Origin of the sequence: Microbacterium marinilacus, assembly GCF_019753765.1 — a bacterium.
Taxonomy (GTDB): Bacteria; Actinomycetota; Actinomycetes; order Actinomycetales; family Microbacteriaceae; genus Microbacterium; species Microbacterium marinilacus.
This window is the reverse complement of record NZ_JAIJZW010000009.1, coordinates 57428-72775: the sequence shown is the minus strand read 5'-3', so window position 1 is coordinate 72775 and position 15348 is coordinate 57428. Positions and strand designations below refer to the sequence as shown.

General features: G+C 73.9%; 12 protein-coding genes. 1 reads left to right on the top strand and 11 read right to left on the bottom strand.

What is annotated here, in order from left to right; all coding sequences use genetic code 11:
- Positions 1–146 precede the first annotated feature (146 nt).
- From K5S26_RS14400 to K5S26_RS14350, 11 genes are all read right to left on the bottom strand, one after another.
- Entirely contained in the window at positions 147–1076 is a 930-nt protein-coding gene (locus K5S26_RS14400) for a cytochrome b/b6 domain-containing protein (RefSeq protein WP_308122995.1), read from the bottom strand.
- Positions 1077–1193: 117 nt separating this feature from the next.
- Positions 1194–2207, bottom strand: coding sequence for an aldo/keto reductase family protein (locus K5S26_RS14395; protein ID WP_221859409.1), 1014 nt, complete (start codon positions 2205–2207; stop codon positions 1194–1196).
- 43 nt (positions 2208–2250) lie between these two features.
- The gene (locus K5S26_RS14390; protein WP_221859407.1) at positions 2251–4239 is read right to left on the bottom strand and encodes a hydantoinase B/oxoprolinase family protein; all 1989 of its coding nucleotides are present in this window, start codon (positions 4237–4239) and stop codon (positions 2251–2253) included.
- Positions 4233–6377: a hydantoinase/oxoprolinase family protein gene (locus tag K5S26_RS14385; protein ID WP_221859405.1), complete on the bottom strand. Its 2145-nt coding sequence runs from the start codon at positions 6375–6377 to the stop codon at positions 4233–4235. Before K5S26_RS14385 ends, K5S26_RS14390 begins: the two co-directional genes overlap by 7 nt.
- Positions 6377–7192, bottom strand: coding sequence for an ABC transporter permease (locus K5S26_RS14380; protein WP_221859403.1), 816 nt, complete (start codon positions 7190–7192; stop codon positions 6377–6379). The genes K5S26_RS14385 and K5S26_RS14380 overlap by 1 nt, the downstream gene beginning before the upstream one ends.
- On the bottom strand, positions 7185–8081 hold the full coding sequence (locus K5S26_RS14375) for an ABC transporter permease (protein ID WP_221859401.1): 897 nt from the start codon (positions 8079–8081) through the stop codon (positions 7185–7187). Before K5S26_RS14375 ends, K5S26_RS14380 begins: the two co-directional genes overlap by 8 nt.
- Positions 8081–9112: an ABC transporter ATP-binding protein gene (locus tag K5S26_RS14370; protein ID WP_308122993.1), complete on the bottom strand. Its 1032-nt coding sequence runs from the start codon at positions 9110–9112 to the stop codon at positions 8081–8083. The genes K5S26_RS14375 and K5S26_RS14370 overlap by 1 nt, the downstream gene beginning before the upstream one ends.
- Before the next feature lie 32 nt (positions 9113–9144).
- The gene (locus tag K5S26_RS14365) at positions 9145–10245 is read right to left on the bottom strand and encodes an ABC transporter substrate-binding protein (protein ID WP_221859397.1); all 1101 of its coding nucleotides are present in this window, start codon (positions 10243–10245) and stop codon (positions 9145–9147) included.
- A gap of 97 nt (positions 10246–10342) precedes the next feature.
- Positions 10343–11770: an amidase gene (locus K5S26_RS14360; protein ID WP_221859395.1), complete on the bottom strand. Its 1428-nt coding sequence runs from the start codon at positions 11768–11770 to the stop codon at positions 10343–10345.
- Between the two features lie 79 nt (positions 11771–11849).
- Complete coding sequence (rlmN, locus tag K5S26_RS14355) at positions 11850–13115, bottom strand: dual-specificity RNA methyltransferase RlmN (RefSeq protein ID WP_221859393.1); 1266 nt, start codon at positions 13113–13115, stop codon at positions 11850–11852.
- A 55-nt stretch (positions 13116–13170) separates the two neighbouring features.
- Positions 13171–14055, bottom strand: coding sequence for a PhzF family phenazine biosynthesis protein (locus K5S26_RS14350; protein WP_221859391.1), 885 nt, complete (start codon positions 14053–14055; stop codon positions 13171–13173).
- A gap of 201 nt (positions 14056–14256) precedes the next feature.
- Here K5S26_RS14350 and K5S26_RS14345 point away from each other — a divergent pair, with 201 nt between their 5' ends.
- On the top strand, positions 14257–15270 hold the full coding sequence (locus K5S26_RS14345) for a TIGR03617 family F420-dependent LLM class oxidoreductase (protein ID WP_221859389.1): 1014 nt from the start codon (positions 14257–14259) through the stop codon (positions 15268–15270).
- Positions 15271–15348 lie beyond the last annotated feature (78 nt).

Here is a 15348-nt window from a genome sequence, read left to right as displayed (position 1 = left end):
CATGCCCCATCCCAAGCTATTGTCCGACAACCTGCCCCGTCACCTCGGGAGCGAGACCGCAGAACGTGGGCGAGACCGACACCGTCGGCGCCGGTCTCGCCCGGCGGATCCGGTCTCGCCCGGCGGGTGCGGTCTCGTGGCGCGGGTCAGCGACCGCCGCGCAGGCGCACGTCGCCGAACAGCTTCGCCAGCGGCGCGATCACGCGGTCGCGCGCGGCGATCCAGCCGCCGGCCATCGCGAGCAGAGAGACCACGAAGATCCAGAAGCCGGTCCAGTTCACCGCGTCCTGCCCGCCGTACATCGCGTTGAGGTTGCGCAGGGCGCCCGTGGCCAGCACGAGGCCGACGTGCACGATCACGAAGCCGACGAAGAACAGCATCGTCGGGAAGTGCAGCGCCTTGGCGACGTCCAGCGGATACGCGGCGTTGATCCGCTTCGCCCAGGGACCGCGGTCGTCGCGCGGCCAGAACGCGCTGAGCCGGGCGCCGGTGAGCACCGCGAGCGGGGACGCGACGAAGACGATCGCGAAGTACATCAGCTGCTGGAGGCCGTTGTAGCCGGTCCAGCCGCTGTGGGTCGGCCAGTCGAGCGAGACGTACTGGATCAGCGCCGACAGCGCGTTCGGGAAGACCTCCCAGCTCGTCGGCACGATCCGCACCCAGTGGCCGGTGGCGAACAGCAGCACGACGAACACGAGCCCGTTGAGCATCCACAGCGCGTCCACCGCGATGTGGAACCAGATCGTCAGGCTCATCCGGCGCTTCTTGACGCGGCGCGACGTCCACAGCCCGCTCGGGGTCTTCTCGCCCCGGATCCGGATGCCGGATCGCACGATGAGCAGCAGGAAGAAGCCGTTCAGGAAGTGCGTCCACGACAGCCACGCGGGGATGCCGATGCCGCGCCCCTCGGGCATCGGGGCGGCGCCGGGGTAGGCGGCGAGGAACGCGGCGACCGGCTCGAGCGACATCGTCCAGCGGGTGAAGAACACCAGGCTGAACGCGCACAGCGCGAGCGTCGCCGCTCCGAGGATCCCGTAGATCGCGCGCAGCGGCGCGGGGAGCGGAGCACGGGTCACCAGAGAATCATGCCAAGGATCTCCGAGAACTCGGTACGCGGGCACGCCCGACCCGCGCACGACGCAGGACCGGATGCGCGGAGGCGCAACGATCCTGCGTCGTGCCAGGAGGGTCGGTCAGACCAGGCGCGTCTGGGGCGAGACCTCGTACGTGCCGGCCGGGTCGTCGTTCACGACGCCCGCGAGGGCGTCGTCGATCGCTGCCAGCAGGTCGGGCTCGAGCGTCACTCCCGACGCCTTGACGGTGTCGGCGAGCTGCTCGGGCCGCGAGGCGCCGACGAGCGCGGCGGCGACGTTGGGGTTCTGCAGCACCCAGGCGATCGCGAGCTGCGGCATCGTCAGCCCCGCCTGCTCGGCGAGGGGCTTGAGCCTCTGGACGGCCGTCAGCACGTCGTCCTTCATGAAGCGCTGGATGAACGTGGCGCCGCTCTTCTCGTCGGTCGCACGGCTGCCCTCGGGCACGGGCTGCCCCGGCAGGTACTTGCCGCTCAGCACGCCCTGCGCCATCGGCGACCAGACGATCTGCGAGATCCCGAGCTCCTCGCTCGCGGGCACCACCTTGCCCTCGATGACGCGGTGCAGCATCGAGTACTGCGGCTGGTTCGACACCAACTGGAAGCCCAGCTGCCGGGCGAGCGCGTGCCCCTCGCGCAGCTGCTCGGCCGTCCACTCCGAGACGCCGATGTAGAGCGCCTTGCCCTGGCGGACGATGTCGGCGAACGCCTGCATCGTCTCCTCGAGCGGCGTCTCGTAGTCGTAGCGGTGCGCCTGATAGAGGTCGACGTAGTCGAGGTTCAGGCGGCGCAGCGAGCCGTGGATCCCGTCGAGGATGTGCTTGCGCGACAGCCCGTGGTCGTTCGGGCCCATGGGGCCGATCGGGAAGTAGACCTTCGTGAAGATCTCGAGGCCCTCGCGGCGCTGGCCCTTCAGGGCCTCGGCGAGCACCTCCTCGGCGGCGGTGTTGGCGTACGTGTCGGCGGTGTCGAACGTGGTGATGCCGGCGTCGAGCGCGGCGTGCACCGTGGCGATCGCGGCGTCGTTCTCGACCTGCGAGGCGTGCGTCACCCAGTTGCCGTAGGTGATCTCCGAGACCTTGAAGCCGCTGTTGCCGAGATAGCGATAGTTGACCATCCCTTCACACTAGGCGGCGACGACGACCCCCGGCGCTCGTGCGTCACGCCAGCTCGTCGACCAGCTCCGCGAAGCGGCGCGCGGCCGCCGCCAGGGCGGCCTCGTCGGCCGGGGCGGCGGGGAAGCCGTCCGGCAGCAGGCCGAGCACCTCGCCGACCAGCGCACGCCGGCGGGGCGACCGCGCGGCCACGGGCAGCCGCTGCAGCCGCTCCTGCAGCGCGTCCGCGACGCGGGGCGGCAGCGCGCGGTCCCAGCGGTCCCGCTCGGCCCCCATCCGGTGCCCCTCCGGGCGGATGTCGTCGGAGGCCACCCCCGCGGCGCGCAACGCGGCCGTCGCGTCCGCGTCGACCTCGCCGTCGACGATCGCGACGCCGTACGCCTCGCGCGCCCGGCTCTCGGACACGAAGCCCGCCTCGACGTCGTCGAGCACGGCGCGCGGGTCGCGCTGCAGCGGGTCGCCGTAGCCGCCGGCGCCCGCCGTGCGCAGCACGACGCGGTCGCCCGCGCTCAGCGGGTGCACGTCGACGATCGACAGGCGCTCCTCGCGCGCCGTGCCCTCGTTGACGATCAGCTCGGTGGCCGCTCCCGGATGCCCGCCCGCGAAGCCCCACGGCCGGAACCGCAGGCGCTCCAGCCCGCGCGCCAGCAGGGAGCCGTCGGTCAGCGCCTCGAACTCGAGCTCGAGGCCCGCGCCGCCGCGCCACCGGCCCGCCCCTCCGGAGTCGGGTCGCGACGCGTAGCGCAGCACGCGCACCGCGACGTCCGCCTCGACGACCTCGACGCTGTTGTTCGACAGGTTCGAGATGCCGGAGTCGCGCCCGTCGGCACCGTCCGAGCCGTTCCGCGCGCCGGTGCCGCCCACCATGGGCTCGACGACGTCGATGCGGGACCCGTCGACGGCGGCGAAGACGACGGGCACGACGAGGCCGCTGGACGCGGCGGGCAGGATGTCGGGCGCCGCCTGGATGAGGGCGCCCGAGACGACGTCGTTCACGCGCGAGGTCGTGGCGTGGCGCACGCCGGTCGCGGCCGAGCCCACGGCGTTCAGCAGCGTCCCCTCGGGCGAGTGGAAGCCGATCGCGTCCATGATGCCCCCGCCGAGCGGAATGGCCGGGTCGAGCGTGCCGATCAGCGCGAACAGCCGCGTCACGACCCAGGAGTGCGCCTCGCCGCACGTCACCATGTTCAGCGCGGCCTCGACCTGCGGGGCGGTGCCCGTCACGTCGAGGTGCACGTGCCCGTCCGAGACGGTGGCCGTGACCACGATGCGCAGCGGCGTGTGGCCCACGCCGTCGTTGTCGAGGTAGTCCTCGAAGCGGTAGGTGCCGTCGCGCAGCGTGCGCAGCGCGGCGCGCGCCCGCGCCGCCGCCTGCGACCGGGCGAACGCGCCCACGTCCGCGAAGCCGTCCGCCCCGAGCCCCGCAGACAGCTCCGCCACGCGACGGCGCCCCGTGTTCAGCGCGGCGAGCATCGCGTGCAGGTCGCCCCGGTTGGCCTCGGGGGTGCGCGAGTTCGCCGCCAGGATCGCCTCGACCTCCGGCACCACGCGGCCGGCGCGCACGTATCGCAGCGGCGGGAGCCGCAGCCCCTCCGCGTAGATCGAGCTGTTGACGACGCTCACCGAGGAGGGCACGCGGCCGCCGATATCGGACACGTGCACGAACGCCCAGCCGTAGCCGATCAGCTCGTCGCCCTCGAAGTACGGTGCGATCGCGTGCACGTCGGGCAGGTGCGTCGACAGCCCGTGCGACAGGTAGGGGTCGTTGGTCAGCAGCACGTCGCCGGGCGCCAGCGGCTCTCCCGCGGTCGCGGCGGCGACGGCCGGGCCGAGATCGAGGCCGAGGAAGCCCGACACGCCCACGTGCTGCGGATACGCCACGAACCGGCCCGACAGGTCGGCGACGGCGCAGGCGAAGTCGGCGGCGTCGCGCACGTAGAGGCTGCGGCTGGCGCGCTGCAGCGTCAGGCACATCTCCTCGACCGTCGCCTGCAGCCTGGTGTGCGCGACGTCCTTCTCGACCGTGCTCAGCATGCGTCCTCCCCGTCGGCGCGAGCGCCCTCCGTGACACGGTCCAGCCGGATGCCGGCGGCCTCGCCGGTGGCCCGCCATCCCTGCGGGACGAGCACGGTGGTGTCTGGCCTGTCGATGACCGCCGGGCCGTCGATCCAGGCGTCCTCGCCGTCGGTCGCGAGCGCGTAGACGGCGGCGTCGCGCCGTTGCCCGTCGTAGCGCACGGAGCGGCGTCCGACCTCGCGGAAGAGCTCGGATCCGGCGCCGTGGCGGGCCTCACCGAGCTGCACCGTCATGCTCGCGCGCACGGTGCTGGTGCGCACGCCCGCGGTGGCGTCGGCGAAGCCGTAGAGCTGCTCGTGCCGGTCGGCGAAGCGGCGCACGACGTCTCCCGCGTCCACCTCCGGCGCCGCCCCGGCGTCCGAGGACTCGCCCAGCGGGATCTCGATGGACGTGAACTGCCCGTCGTAGTGCAGGTCGGCGGTGAAGACGAGCACGGCGCGGGCGTCGGGCTGCTCCTGCCGCAGCCAGGCGTCCGCCTCCTCGCGCAGGGCCGCGCACGCGTCCTCGAGCTCGCCCCTCGAGCGCTCGTCCACGGCGACGCGCAGCGTGCGCGCCCAGTCGCGGCGGATGGGGGCGATCGCGGCTCCGAGGGCGCAGAACGTGCCGGCGGCGGAGGGCACGAGGACCCCGCCGATGCCGACCTCCTCGGCCAGGAGGGCGGCGTGCGTCGCGCCCGCGCCGCCGAACGCGACGAGGAGGTAGCGCTCGGGCACCTCGCCGCGCGCGGCGAGCACGCGGCGCAGCCGCGCCGCCATGCCGACGGACGCGATGCGGAACGACGCGTCGACCACGCCGTCGGCGGCGGCCCGGGCGTCGGACGGCTCGGGAGCGCCCGCCTCCGCGTCGGTCTGCGCGAGGTCGCCGGCGACCCGCGCCAGCGCCGCGGTCGCCAGGTCGGACCGCAGGGGGAACGTGCCGTCCAGGAACCGGTCGGGATCGATCACCCCGGCGTGCACGTACGCGTCGGTGAGGGCGGGCCGATCGCCGCCGGCCCCGTAGCTGGCGGGGCCTGGCACGGCCCCCACGCTCTCGGGGCCCACGCGCAGCACCGGCTCGGCGCCCACGTCGTCGGCCCAGACGACGGACCCGCCGCCCGCACCGATCGCCGACACCTCGACCACCGGCATGATGAGCGGATGCGGGCCCACCGTCGCCGCCGTGGTGAGCATCGGCGCGCCCGCGTGGAGCACGCCGATGTCGCTGCTCGTGCCGCCCATGTCGAACGTCACGAGGTCGCGCTCGGGCCACGTCGCGGCCGCCGCCGACACCCCGGACGCGGGCCCGGACAGCACGGTCTGGATCGGCTGGTCCATGGCCGCCTCGAGCGAGACCGATCCGCCGTTGGAGGTGGAGATGTACAGCGGCACGTCGATGCGCAGCCCGGAGAGCCTGGCCTGCAGCGACGTGAAGTAGCGGGTCATCAAGGGCGTGATCTGCGCGTCCAGCAGCGCGAGCGTCACCCGCTCGTACTCGCCCGCCTGCGGCCACAGCGCGGCCGCGGAGCGCACCGGCAGCCCGAGGATCTCGCCGAGGCGGCGCGCGACGCCCTGCTCGTCCGCACGCGCCGCGTAGCCGCCGATGAGGCTGACCACGACGACCTCGGCGCGCGCCTCGGCCAGCCGCGCGGCGAGGGCCTCCAGGTCGTCGTCCGCGGCCGGCACGGGGTCTCCGGACGATCCGTAGCGCCGGTCGAGCTCGAACACCCGCGATCGGGGGATGAGCGGCGGGGCCGGCCGGGCGTGCAGGTCGAAGCTGCGGGGCATGCGCGCCCGAGCGATCTGCAGCACGTCCCGGTGCCCGGCGCTCGTGACCAGCGCCGCGCCGGCCACCCGGCCCTGCAGGATGGCGTTCAGGCCGATGGTCGTGCCGTGCGTGATGGCGGCGACGGACTCGGCCGGGACGCCGCGTCCCAGCAGCTCGACCAGGCCCCGCTCCACCCCCTCGGAGGGGTCGTGGGGCGTGCTGGCGACCTTGTGGGTGACCGCCTCGTCGAGGCGCCAGACCTCGCCCGCGCCGGGCACGGCGACCAGGTCGGTGAACGTGCCGCCGACGTCGATGCCGATCCGCCACGCGGTGGCGGGAGGGTGCGGGGACATCACAGGAACCTCGAGATGCGGACGGTGCGGTCGAGCACGGCGATCGTGACGACGCTCAGCAGCAGGAGCAGGGTCGACACGGCGGCCACGGAGGGCTCGAGCTGCACCTGGACGGCGGAGTAGATCCGGACAGGGACCGTCGTGGTGCCGGTGCCCGAGACGAACACGGACACCGCGACCTCGCCGAGCGAGATCACGGCGGCCAGGAACGCGCTCGCGATGATGCCGGGACGCATCAGCGGCACCGTGACGGTCAGGAAGGCGCGCAGGCGCGAGGCCCCGAGCACGCGCGCGGCGTGCACCAGGCGCCGGTCGAGGGCCGCGGCGCTGACGGCCGCGACGCGCACGCAGAACGGGAAGGTCACCACGAGGTGCGCGATCCAGATGCCCGTCGGCGCCCCGCGCATGCCGGTCGACTGGAACTGATAGAGCAGGGCGAGACCGATCATGATGCCGGGCACCGCGAGCGGCGACAGGAACAGCACCGACAGCGCCCGGCGCCCGGGGAACCTGCCGGCCCCGATCGCGTACCCGCCGAGCGTGCCGAGCACGACCACGACGGGGGCGGTGACGAGGGCGAGCACGAGCGAGTTGCCGAGCGACGACAGCCACGCCTGCGACGCGAAGACGTCCGCGTACCAGCGCAGCGAGAACCCGGACGGCGGGAAGCGGAAGTTGCTCGACGCGTTGAACGAGCTCACGGCGACGACGACGAGCGGCAGCAGCAGGAACGCGCAGACCAGCACCACGGGCACGGCCGACGCCGCGCGGCTCCACCACGGCGCGCGCAGGGACGTCGAGCGACGCTCAGCCATGCGTCCTCCGTCCGACGAGCCGGCCGGGCTCGGCGAGGCGCCCCAGGCCGCCCAGCAGCGCGCACACCACGAGCGTCACGACCAGCAGCACGAAGCTCAGCGCGGCGGCGCCCGGCTGGTCGAAGGTGGTCATGGCGGCGGTCTGTATCCGCAGCCCCGCGAGGGGCTGGTTGGCGCCGCCGACCAGCATGGGCGTGACGTAGACCCCCATCGACAGCGAGAACACGATCACGAGCGCCGCGACGATGCCGGGCGCCGCCATCGGCACGACCACCGACAGGAACGTGCGTGCCTTCGAGGCGCCGAGCACGGCGGAGGCCCGCAGGACATCGACGTCGATCGCGCCGAGCGACGCCGACAGCGCGATGATCGCGAACGGCAGCATGACGTGCACGACCGCCAGGAACACCGTCCACGGCGAGCGCAGCAGCGACAGCGGCTCGCCGATCGCCCCGATCGCCTGCAGCACGACGTTGACCGGGCCCTCGCCGCCCATGACCACGCGCCAGCCGAACGAGCGCACGACCTCGCTGGTGAGCAGCGGCGACAGGGTGACGATGAACACGATGCTCTTGCCGACGCGCGACGTCGACCGCGCCAGGTACCAGGCGACGGGCAGGGCGAGCACCAGACAGGTGACGCTGACCCGCACCGCGAGCCAGAGGCTCTCCACCACCGACCCCCAGAGGTAGTCGGTCGCGAAGACCTCCGCGTACTGGTCGAACGTGAGGCCCGGCAGCGGGTTGTTGAGGCCGTCCGTGGGGCGCAGGCTCAGCACGAACAGGCCGGCGAGCGGCACCAGGAAGGCGACGACGATGAACGCCGTCGGCACGAGCGCCGGGATGAGGCCGGGCAGGCCGTCCGCGGCGCGGCGGATCCGCGACGCCATCAGCGGCCGCCGATGGCGATCGGCTCGTCCTCGTCCCAGGCCACGCCGACGGCGCTGCCGGGCGCGATCCGGTGCTGCGCGTCCGGCGGCGAGGCGAGCAGCTCGGTGCCGTCCGCGGCGCGCAGCCGGTACTCGTAGCGCTCGCCCGCGAAGCCGACCGAGAGCACGACGGCGTCCACCCGGCCGGCGCCCTCCTCGACGAGACGCAGGTGCTCCGGGCGCAGCGCGACGGCGTCCACTCCGTCGGCCAGGCCGGCCAGCGGCGCCCCCAGCACGGTGCGCGGGGCGTCGCCCGCGACCGGGATGACGTTGGCGGCGCCGACGAAGTCCGCGGCGAACCGCGTGCGCGGCGAGCGGTAGAGCTCCTCGGGCGTGCCGAGCTGCTCGAGACCGCCCTGGGCCAGCAGCACCACCCGGTCGGAGAGGGCCAGCGCCTCGGCCTGGTCGTGCGTGACGAACACCGTGGTCGTGCCGACCTCGCGCTGCAGCTCGCGCAGCTCGTGCCGCATCTGCCGGCGCAGCTTGGCGTCGAGGTTCGACAGCGGCTCGTCGAGCAGCAGCACGCGCGGACGGGTCACGAGCGCGCGGGCGATCGCGACGCGCTGCTGCTGGCCGCCCGAGAGCTGGCGGGGCGAGCGGTCGGCGTACTCCTCGAGGTCGACCAGGCGCAGGGCGTCGCGCACGCGCTCGTCCCGCTCCGCCCGCGGCACGCGGCGCACCCGCAGCCCGTACTCCAGGTTGCGGCGCACCGTCATGTGCGGGAACAGGGCGTAGCTCTGGAACACGAGCCCCGTCTCACGACGGTTGGGGGGAAGCGCGGTCACGTCGCGGTCGTCGATGCGGATCGACCCCGAGTCGACGGGCACGAAGCCCGCGAGCGCTCCCAGCAGCGTCGACTTGCCGCAGCCCGACGGGCCGAGCACCGAGAGGAACTCCCCGGCCTCGATCGTCAGCTCGTCGAGCCGCAGCACCGGGCTGCTGCCGTAGCCGACGCTCAGGTCGCGGATCTCGACCCGGCCCTGCGCGGTCACGTCCTGTTCAGCCGCCTGCTCAGCCGCGCCCATCACTCGAAGATCTGCTGCCAGCGCGCCTGCAGGTCGCCGAGCTGGGGCGCGAGCGTCTCGTAGTCGATCCAGACGAAGTCGTCGTACGCGCCCTCGCCGTGCGTGATCTGCTCGGCGAACTGGTCGGGGTACACGTTGTCGTCGTTGGACGCGGCGTACCAGGTGCCCTCCGAGAAGACCGGCTGGTAGTCGCTCGAGGCGACGTACTGGAGGAACTCGTATGCGAGGTCCTCGTTCTCGGTGCCCTCGGTGACGAACAACGAGGTCAGCGCGCCGACCGAGCCCGACTCCGGGTAGGCGAAGCCGATCGGCTCGCCCGCGTTCGCCTGCACGAAGGCGCGGCCGTCCCAGTGGGCGGCGATCCACGCGTCGCCGTTCGACAGCGCGGTCTCCACGCTGGTGCCGTCGGAGGGGAAGGCGGAGGCGCAGTCGGCGATCTCGGCGAGCTGGTCGAACGCGGCGTCGACGTCGTCGGGGTTCGAGATGCTGCCCCCGCTCTCGTTGATGAGGCCCGCGAGGAACTCGACGCCGGTGTTGAAGGTCAGCGGCGAGATCGCGACGTGACCGCACAGCTCCGGGTCGAGCAGGTCGGACCAGTCGGTCGGCGCGGGGTCGACCTGGTCGGTGCGGTAGGCGATGCCGGTCGCGCCGACCGTCAGCGGCAGGCCGTACTGCGTGCCGTCGATGTTGCTCTGCTCGGCGAGCGTCGTGTTGAGCTCGTCGAACGCGTCGATGCGGTCGGTGTCGAGCGGGGCGACGACGCCGGCGGCCACCGCGTTCGGGATGACGTTCGGCGTGAAGGCGACGACGTCGTACGCCGGGGTGCCGCCCTGGCTCGAGCGCAGGGCGGTCAGCCAGTCGGCGGGCCCGCCGGGCACGACCTCGACGGTCGCGCCGGTGGCCTCCTCGAACGGCTGGATGAACGCCTCGTCGAACGACTCGCCCCAGGAGCCGGCGTACACGGCGACGGTGAGGGTGCCGCCCTCGCCGCCGTCGGCGTTCCCCTCGCCGGTGCTCGCGCAGGAGGCGAGCAGGAGGGTCGCTGCGGCGGCGGTCGTCACGGCGAGGGCGCGCCGGGACGTGGTCGAGGAACGGTTCATGGTGTTCGCTTTCGAGATCGGTGGGGCCTGAGGTCGGGTGGATCAGCGGCGCGGGACCGGTGACCAGACTAAGGGGAGGCGGCGGGGCCGCGGCGAATCAGCGGCGCGGCTCGGGTCGGCGCTCGTCCCAACGGTAGCGACGTTCGAGCGCACGCCCCAGCCGGAGCAGGAGCGCCTCGCTGCGCTGCGGGCCGATCAGCTGGCTGCCGAGCGGCAGGCCGTCCGAGTCGAGGGCGGTGGGGACCGTGAGCGCGGGGAGGCCCACGACGCTCGGCACGGTCGTGAACGCGAGCGTCTGCTCGTAGACGGCGCAGTCGCGCGACGGCGACCGCTCCGTCAGCTCGGCGAGCACGACGCCGATGCGGGGCACCCTGGTCGCCGCCGTCGGCGTCAGCATGATGTCCAGCTCGCCGAACAGCGCCTCGGTCACGCGGCGGGCGAGGGTTCGCATGAGGACCGCCTCGCGCACGTAGTCGGCGGCGCCGACGCCGTCGGCCTGCGCCATCACCCGGCGGATGTACGGCTGCAGCAGCTCGGGACGGGCCAGCGGGATCTGCTGCAGCCACGCCGGGATGATCGTGCGCGGGTAGATGTCCATCAGCTCGGCCGCGTCGGCGGGGGCGAAGACGGGGACGACGGTGTGGCCCAGCGACCGTAGCGCCTCGGCGGTGTCCTCCACCGCTGCCGCGCACTCGGGATCGACGGGGATGCGCGGGTCGAAGGACTCGACGAGCAGCCCGACGCGCAGGGGCCCCGGCGCCGCCTCGAGCGCGGAGACCAGGTCGAGCGGGCCGGCGTTCGCCTGCGCCCAGCCGAGGGGGTCGGGGGCGCTGAGCGCCTCGACCACGACCGCGGTGTCCCGCACGGTGCGCGTGACGACGCCCTCGGTCGATCCGCCCTCCCAGCCCTGCACCCGCTGGGGCAGCACGCCGCGGCCCGGCTTGAGGCCCACCAGCCCGCAGAACGCCGCCGGCACGCGCAGCGACCCGCCGCCGTCGCTGGCCAGGGCCGCGGGCACGATCCCCGCGGCGACGGCCGCCGCGGAACCGCCGCTCGAGCCGCCCGGCGACCGCTCGGGGTCCCAGGTGTTGCGCGTGATGCCGTACAGGGGGCTCTCGCACGACGTCGTCATCGCGAGCTCGGGCGTCGCCGACCGGCCGAGCTGCACGCACCCCGCGGCGAAGGCGGCCGCGGGCAGCAGGTCGGTCGTCGCGGCGGGCGCGTCGTCGACGGCGGCGGAGCCGCGTCGCCAGGGCTGCCCGGCGATGGCGAACGTGTCCTTGACCGTCACCGGCACCCCGGCGAGCGCCGGCAGCTCGGTGCCGCCCGCGCGCAGCCGGTCCCAGCCGTCCGCCGCCTGGCGGGACGCGTCGTCGTCGCGCCAGACCAGGGAGCCGATGCCCGGATCGATCGCGTCGGCCCGGGCGATCGCGTCTTCCAGCGCCTCGCGGGCGCTCGTCCGGCCCGACCTCACCGCGGTCGCGATCTCCACCACGGACGTCGGGCGGGCGGGGTCTGACGGCACGCCCCGATGCTATCCCGGCGCGGCGGCCCCGCCTGGCCGGGCGGTAACAGACCGCCTCACGGCCGTTCGGCGGACCGGCTCAGGACCCGGCGGCGGCCGCCGCCTCCGCCTTGTCCTCCTCGGTGGCCACGAGCTGGCCACAGGCGCCGTCGATCTCCTTGCCGCGGGTGTCGCGGATCGTCGTCGGCACGCCGGCGTCGTTGAGGCGGCGCACGAACTCGCGCTGCACCGACCGCTCGGACGCGTCCCACACCGAGCCCGGCGTCGGGTTCAGCGGGATGGGATTGACGTGCACCCAGCCGCGACCGCGGGCGTTGAGCTTCTCGGCGAGCAGATCGGCGCGCCACGGGTGGTCGTTCATGTCGCGGATCAGGGCGTACTCGATGGAGACGCGACGGCCGGTCCGGTCGAAGTACTCGCGGGCCGCGTCGAGCGCCTCGTCCACCTTCCACCGGGAGTTGACGGGGATGAGCTCGTCGCGCAGCTCGTCGTCGGGCGCGTGCAGCGACAGGGCGAACGTGACCGGGATGTCCTCGGCCGCGAGCTTGCGGATCGCCGGCACGAGGCCCACGGTCGACACCGTGATGCCGCGCGCGCTCATCCCGAGCCCGTCCTTCTTGTCCACCATGATCCGCACCGCCTGCATCACCCGCGCGTAGTTCGCCAGCGGCTCGCCCATGCCCATGAAGACGATGTTGGTGACGCGCTCGTCGGCGTGCTCGTGGCGTCCGAGCTCGCCGTTCGCGATCGCGCGGTTCGCCCGCACGATCTGCTCGATGATCTCGGCCGTGGACATGTTGCGGGTGAGGCCCGCCTGGCCGGTGGCGCAGAACGGGCAGTTCATGCCGCACCCCGCCTGCGACGACACGCACAGCGTGATCCGGCCCGGGTAGCGCATCAGCACCGACTCGACCAGCGCGCCGTCGTGCAGGCGCCAGAGGAACTTGATCGTGTCGCCCTTGTCGGTCTCGAGGCGACGCACCTCGGTGAGCAGGTTCGGCAGCATGCCGGCCACCAGCTCCTCGCGCCCGGCCGCGGGAAGATCCGTCATGTCGGCGGGGTCGCTCGTCCAGTGCTGGAAGTAGTGCTTCGCGATCTGCTTGGCGCGGAACCCGGGCAGGCCGAGCTCCTTCATCTTCTCGACGCGCGCCTCGGCCGTGAGGTCGGCGAGGTGCACCGGGGGCTTGCCGCGCTTCGGGCTCGCGAACTGCAGCAGCGGTCGACCGGTGGCGTCCTTCTGCTGCTGCCAGCCCTCGGTCTGGGGACGGACCTGCCGCGTGCCGGTGGAGCGCACGGGGGTGTTCTCGGGCGCATCGGGGCGCGGGCGCGCGGGCGTGTCGGGCATGGCCCCAGGCTACGGGAGGCGCCTGCGACCTTGCTGATGCGTTCTCCGCGGCGGATCAGCCGATCGGCAGCGCGGTCCCCGACACGGTGATGCCACCCCGCGGCGGGATGTCCACAGTCAGCACGCTCGGTCGCCCGACATGACGGCCCTGGTCGACCACGAGGCGGGCGGGCGCCGACGCTCCCCGCAGCTCGCGGACGTACGCGCCGAGCGCCGCAGCCGCCGAGCCGGTGGCCGGGTCCTCGGTGATCTCCCCCACCGGGAAGAGGTTGCGGGCCTCGACGCGCGCCTCGCCGGAGTCATCGGAGTCGCCGTCGGGGAACCGCACGACGGTCACCGTGCCGGGCCACCCCGCGCGGTCCATCAGCGCGCGGAGCGCGCCGGGGTCGAACGCGAGCCCGTCGAAGACGTCGCCGCTGCGGAGGGCGACGACGGGATGGGCGTTGCCGGCGAACGCCTCGAGGAGCGGCCAGCGCGGGTCGAGGTCGTCGCGGGCGACGCCGAGCAGGTCGAGCAGCTCGCGCGCGGCGTCGGCGGGCAGCTCGCGCACCGACGGCTCGACGCTGGTGAACGACGCCTCGGGGGCGACGGATCCCGGAGCGGTAGCGATCTCGACCTCACCGGCCGGAGTGGCGAAGCGGAAGGGGCCCGTGCCGAGCCGCTCCGCCAGCGCCACGGACAGGGCGATCGTCGCGTGCCCGCAGAACGGCACCTCCGCGGTCGGCGAGAAGTACCGCACCCGCACGTGGCGTGCGTCGCCGTGCACCACGGGGTCGACGGCGAACACCGTCTCGGAGTAGCCGACCTCGGCCGCGATCCGCTGCATCCGCGCCTCGTCGAGGCCGCGCGCGTCCAGCACGACGCCGGCGGGGTTCCCGCCGCCCGGTGCGGCGGGGAACGCGGAGAGCCGCAGGATCTCGACCTCGGACACATCGCTCATCCCGCCATTATCCGGCCGCGCCCCTCCGTCCTCGCGACCGGACGTCCACGCCTCAGGAGATCTGCACGCCCACGGAGATCTGTACGCGCTGAGCTCCGATTCCGTGGATATCTCCGAATCCGTGCAGGCGGGAGGGGCCCGGGATCGGCAGGATCCGACAGCCCTGCCGCGCGTCCCGGACGCCTCGGGCAGGATGGCCGGGTGAGTGAGACGACGAGGTTCCACATCGACATCGGCACCCGCGACGCGAGCCCGGCCGGCGCCGAGCGGGCGGCGCGCTTCGCCGCGGACTCCGGCTTCGCGGGGCTGCAGCTGACCGAGCTGCAGCACGACCCGTTCCTGGCGTGCGCGCTCGCGGCGCGGGCGGCGGAGGGCATCCGCGTGTCGACGTCGATCGCGGTCGCCTTCGCGCGGAGCCCCATGACGGTCGCCGTCGCCGCGAACGACGTGCAGCTCGCGGCCTCGGGGCGCTTCGCGCTGGGCCTCGGATCGCAGGTGCAGGCGCACATCGAGAAGCGCTTCTCGATGCCGTGGTCGGCGCCCGCGCCGCGCATGCGGGAGTTCATCGCGGCCGTCCGGGCGATCTGGCGCGCCTGGGAGACGGGCGAGCGACTCGCGTTCCGCGGCGAGTTCTACCAGCACACGCTCATGACGCCCATGTTCAGCCCGGGGCCGAACCCGTACGGCAACCCCGACATCTGGCTCGCGGGCGTCGGGCCCGCCATGACGCGCCTGGCCGGCGAGGCGGCCGAGGGATTCGTCGCCCACGCCTTCACCACCCGCCGCTACCTCGAGGAGGTGACCCTGCCCGCACTCGCGGCGGGGCGCGCCCGCGGCGAGCGCGCCGACGCGGTGCGCGTGGTCGTCCCGCCGTTCGTGATCGTCGGATCGGACGCCGCGTCGCTCGCGAGGCAGGAGGCCGCCGTGCGGCAGCAGATCGCGTTCTACGGGTCGACCCCGTCCTACCGATCGGTGCTGGAGCTGCACGGATGGGAGGAGACCGCGGACCGGCTGCACGAGGCGTCGCGCCGCGGCGAATGGCGCGAGATGGCGGGCCTCGTCACCGACGACATGCTCGACGCGTTCGCACTGTCGGGGACGCCGGCCGCCGTGCGCGCGGGGCTGGCCGAGCGCTTCGGCGGCATCGCCGACACCGTCTGCATCAACGCCCCCGAGGACGCCGCCCCGGAGGACGTCGCCGCCCTCGCCCGCTGAGCGCGCGCGAGCAGTTCTGCCCATCCCGCCCGGCCCGCCGCCACGCCTGCCAATAGGCTCTACGCACGTTCCGGATCG

Excerpts from the sequence above, each read along its gene's own strand:
- K5S26_RS14395 (WP_221859409.1), bottom strand. The coding sequence starts at position 2,207 with ATGGTCAACTATCGCTATCTCGGCAACAGCGGCTTCAAGGTCTCGGAG.
- K5S26_RS14390 (WP_221859407.1), bottom strand. The coding sequence starts at position 4,239 with ATGCTGAGCACGGTCGAGAAGGACGTCGCGCACACCAGGCTGCAGGCG.
- K5S26_RS14385 (WP_221859405.1), bottom strand. The coding sequence starts at position 6,377 with ATGTCCCCGCACCCTCCCGCCACCGCGTGGCGGATCGGCATCGACGTC.
- K5S26_RS14380 (WP_221859403.1), bottom strand. The coding sequence starts at position 7,192 with ATGGCTGAGCGTCGCTCGACGTCCCTGCGCGCGCCGTGGTGGAGCCGC.
- K5S26_RS14375 (WP_221859401.1), bottom strand. The coding sequence starts at position 8,081 with ATGGCGTCGCGGATCCGCCGCGCCGCGGACGGCCTGCCCGGCCTCATC.
- K5S26_RS14365 (WP_221859397.1), bottom strand. The coding sequence starts at position 10,245 with ATGAACCGTTCCTCGACCACGTCCCGGCGCGCCCTCGCCGTGACGACC.
- rlmN (WP_221859393.1), bottom strand. The coding sequence starts at position 13,115 with ATGCCCGACACGCCCGCGCGCCCGCGCCCCGATGCGCCCGAGAACACC.
- K5S26_RS14350 (WP_221859391.1), bottom strand. The coding sequence starts at position 14,055 with ATGAGCGATGTGTCCGAGGTCGAGATCCTGCGGCTCTCCGCGTTCCCC.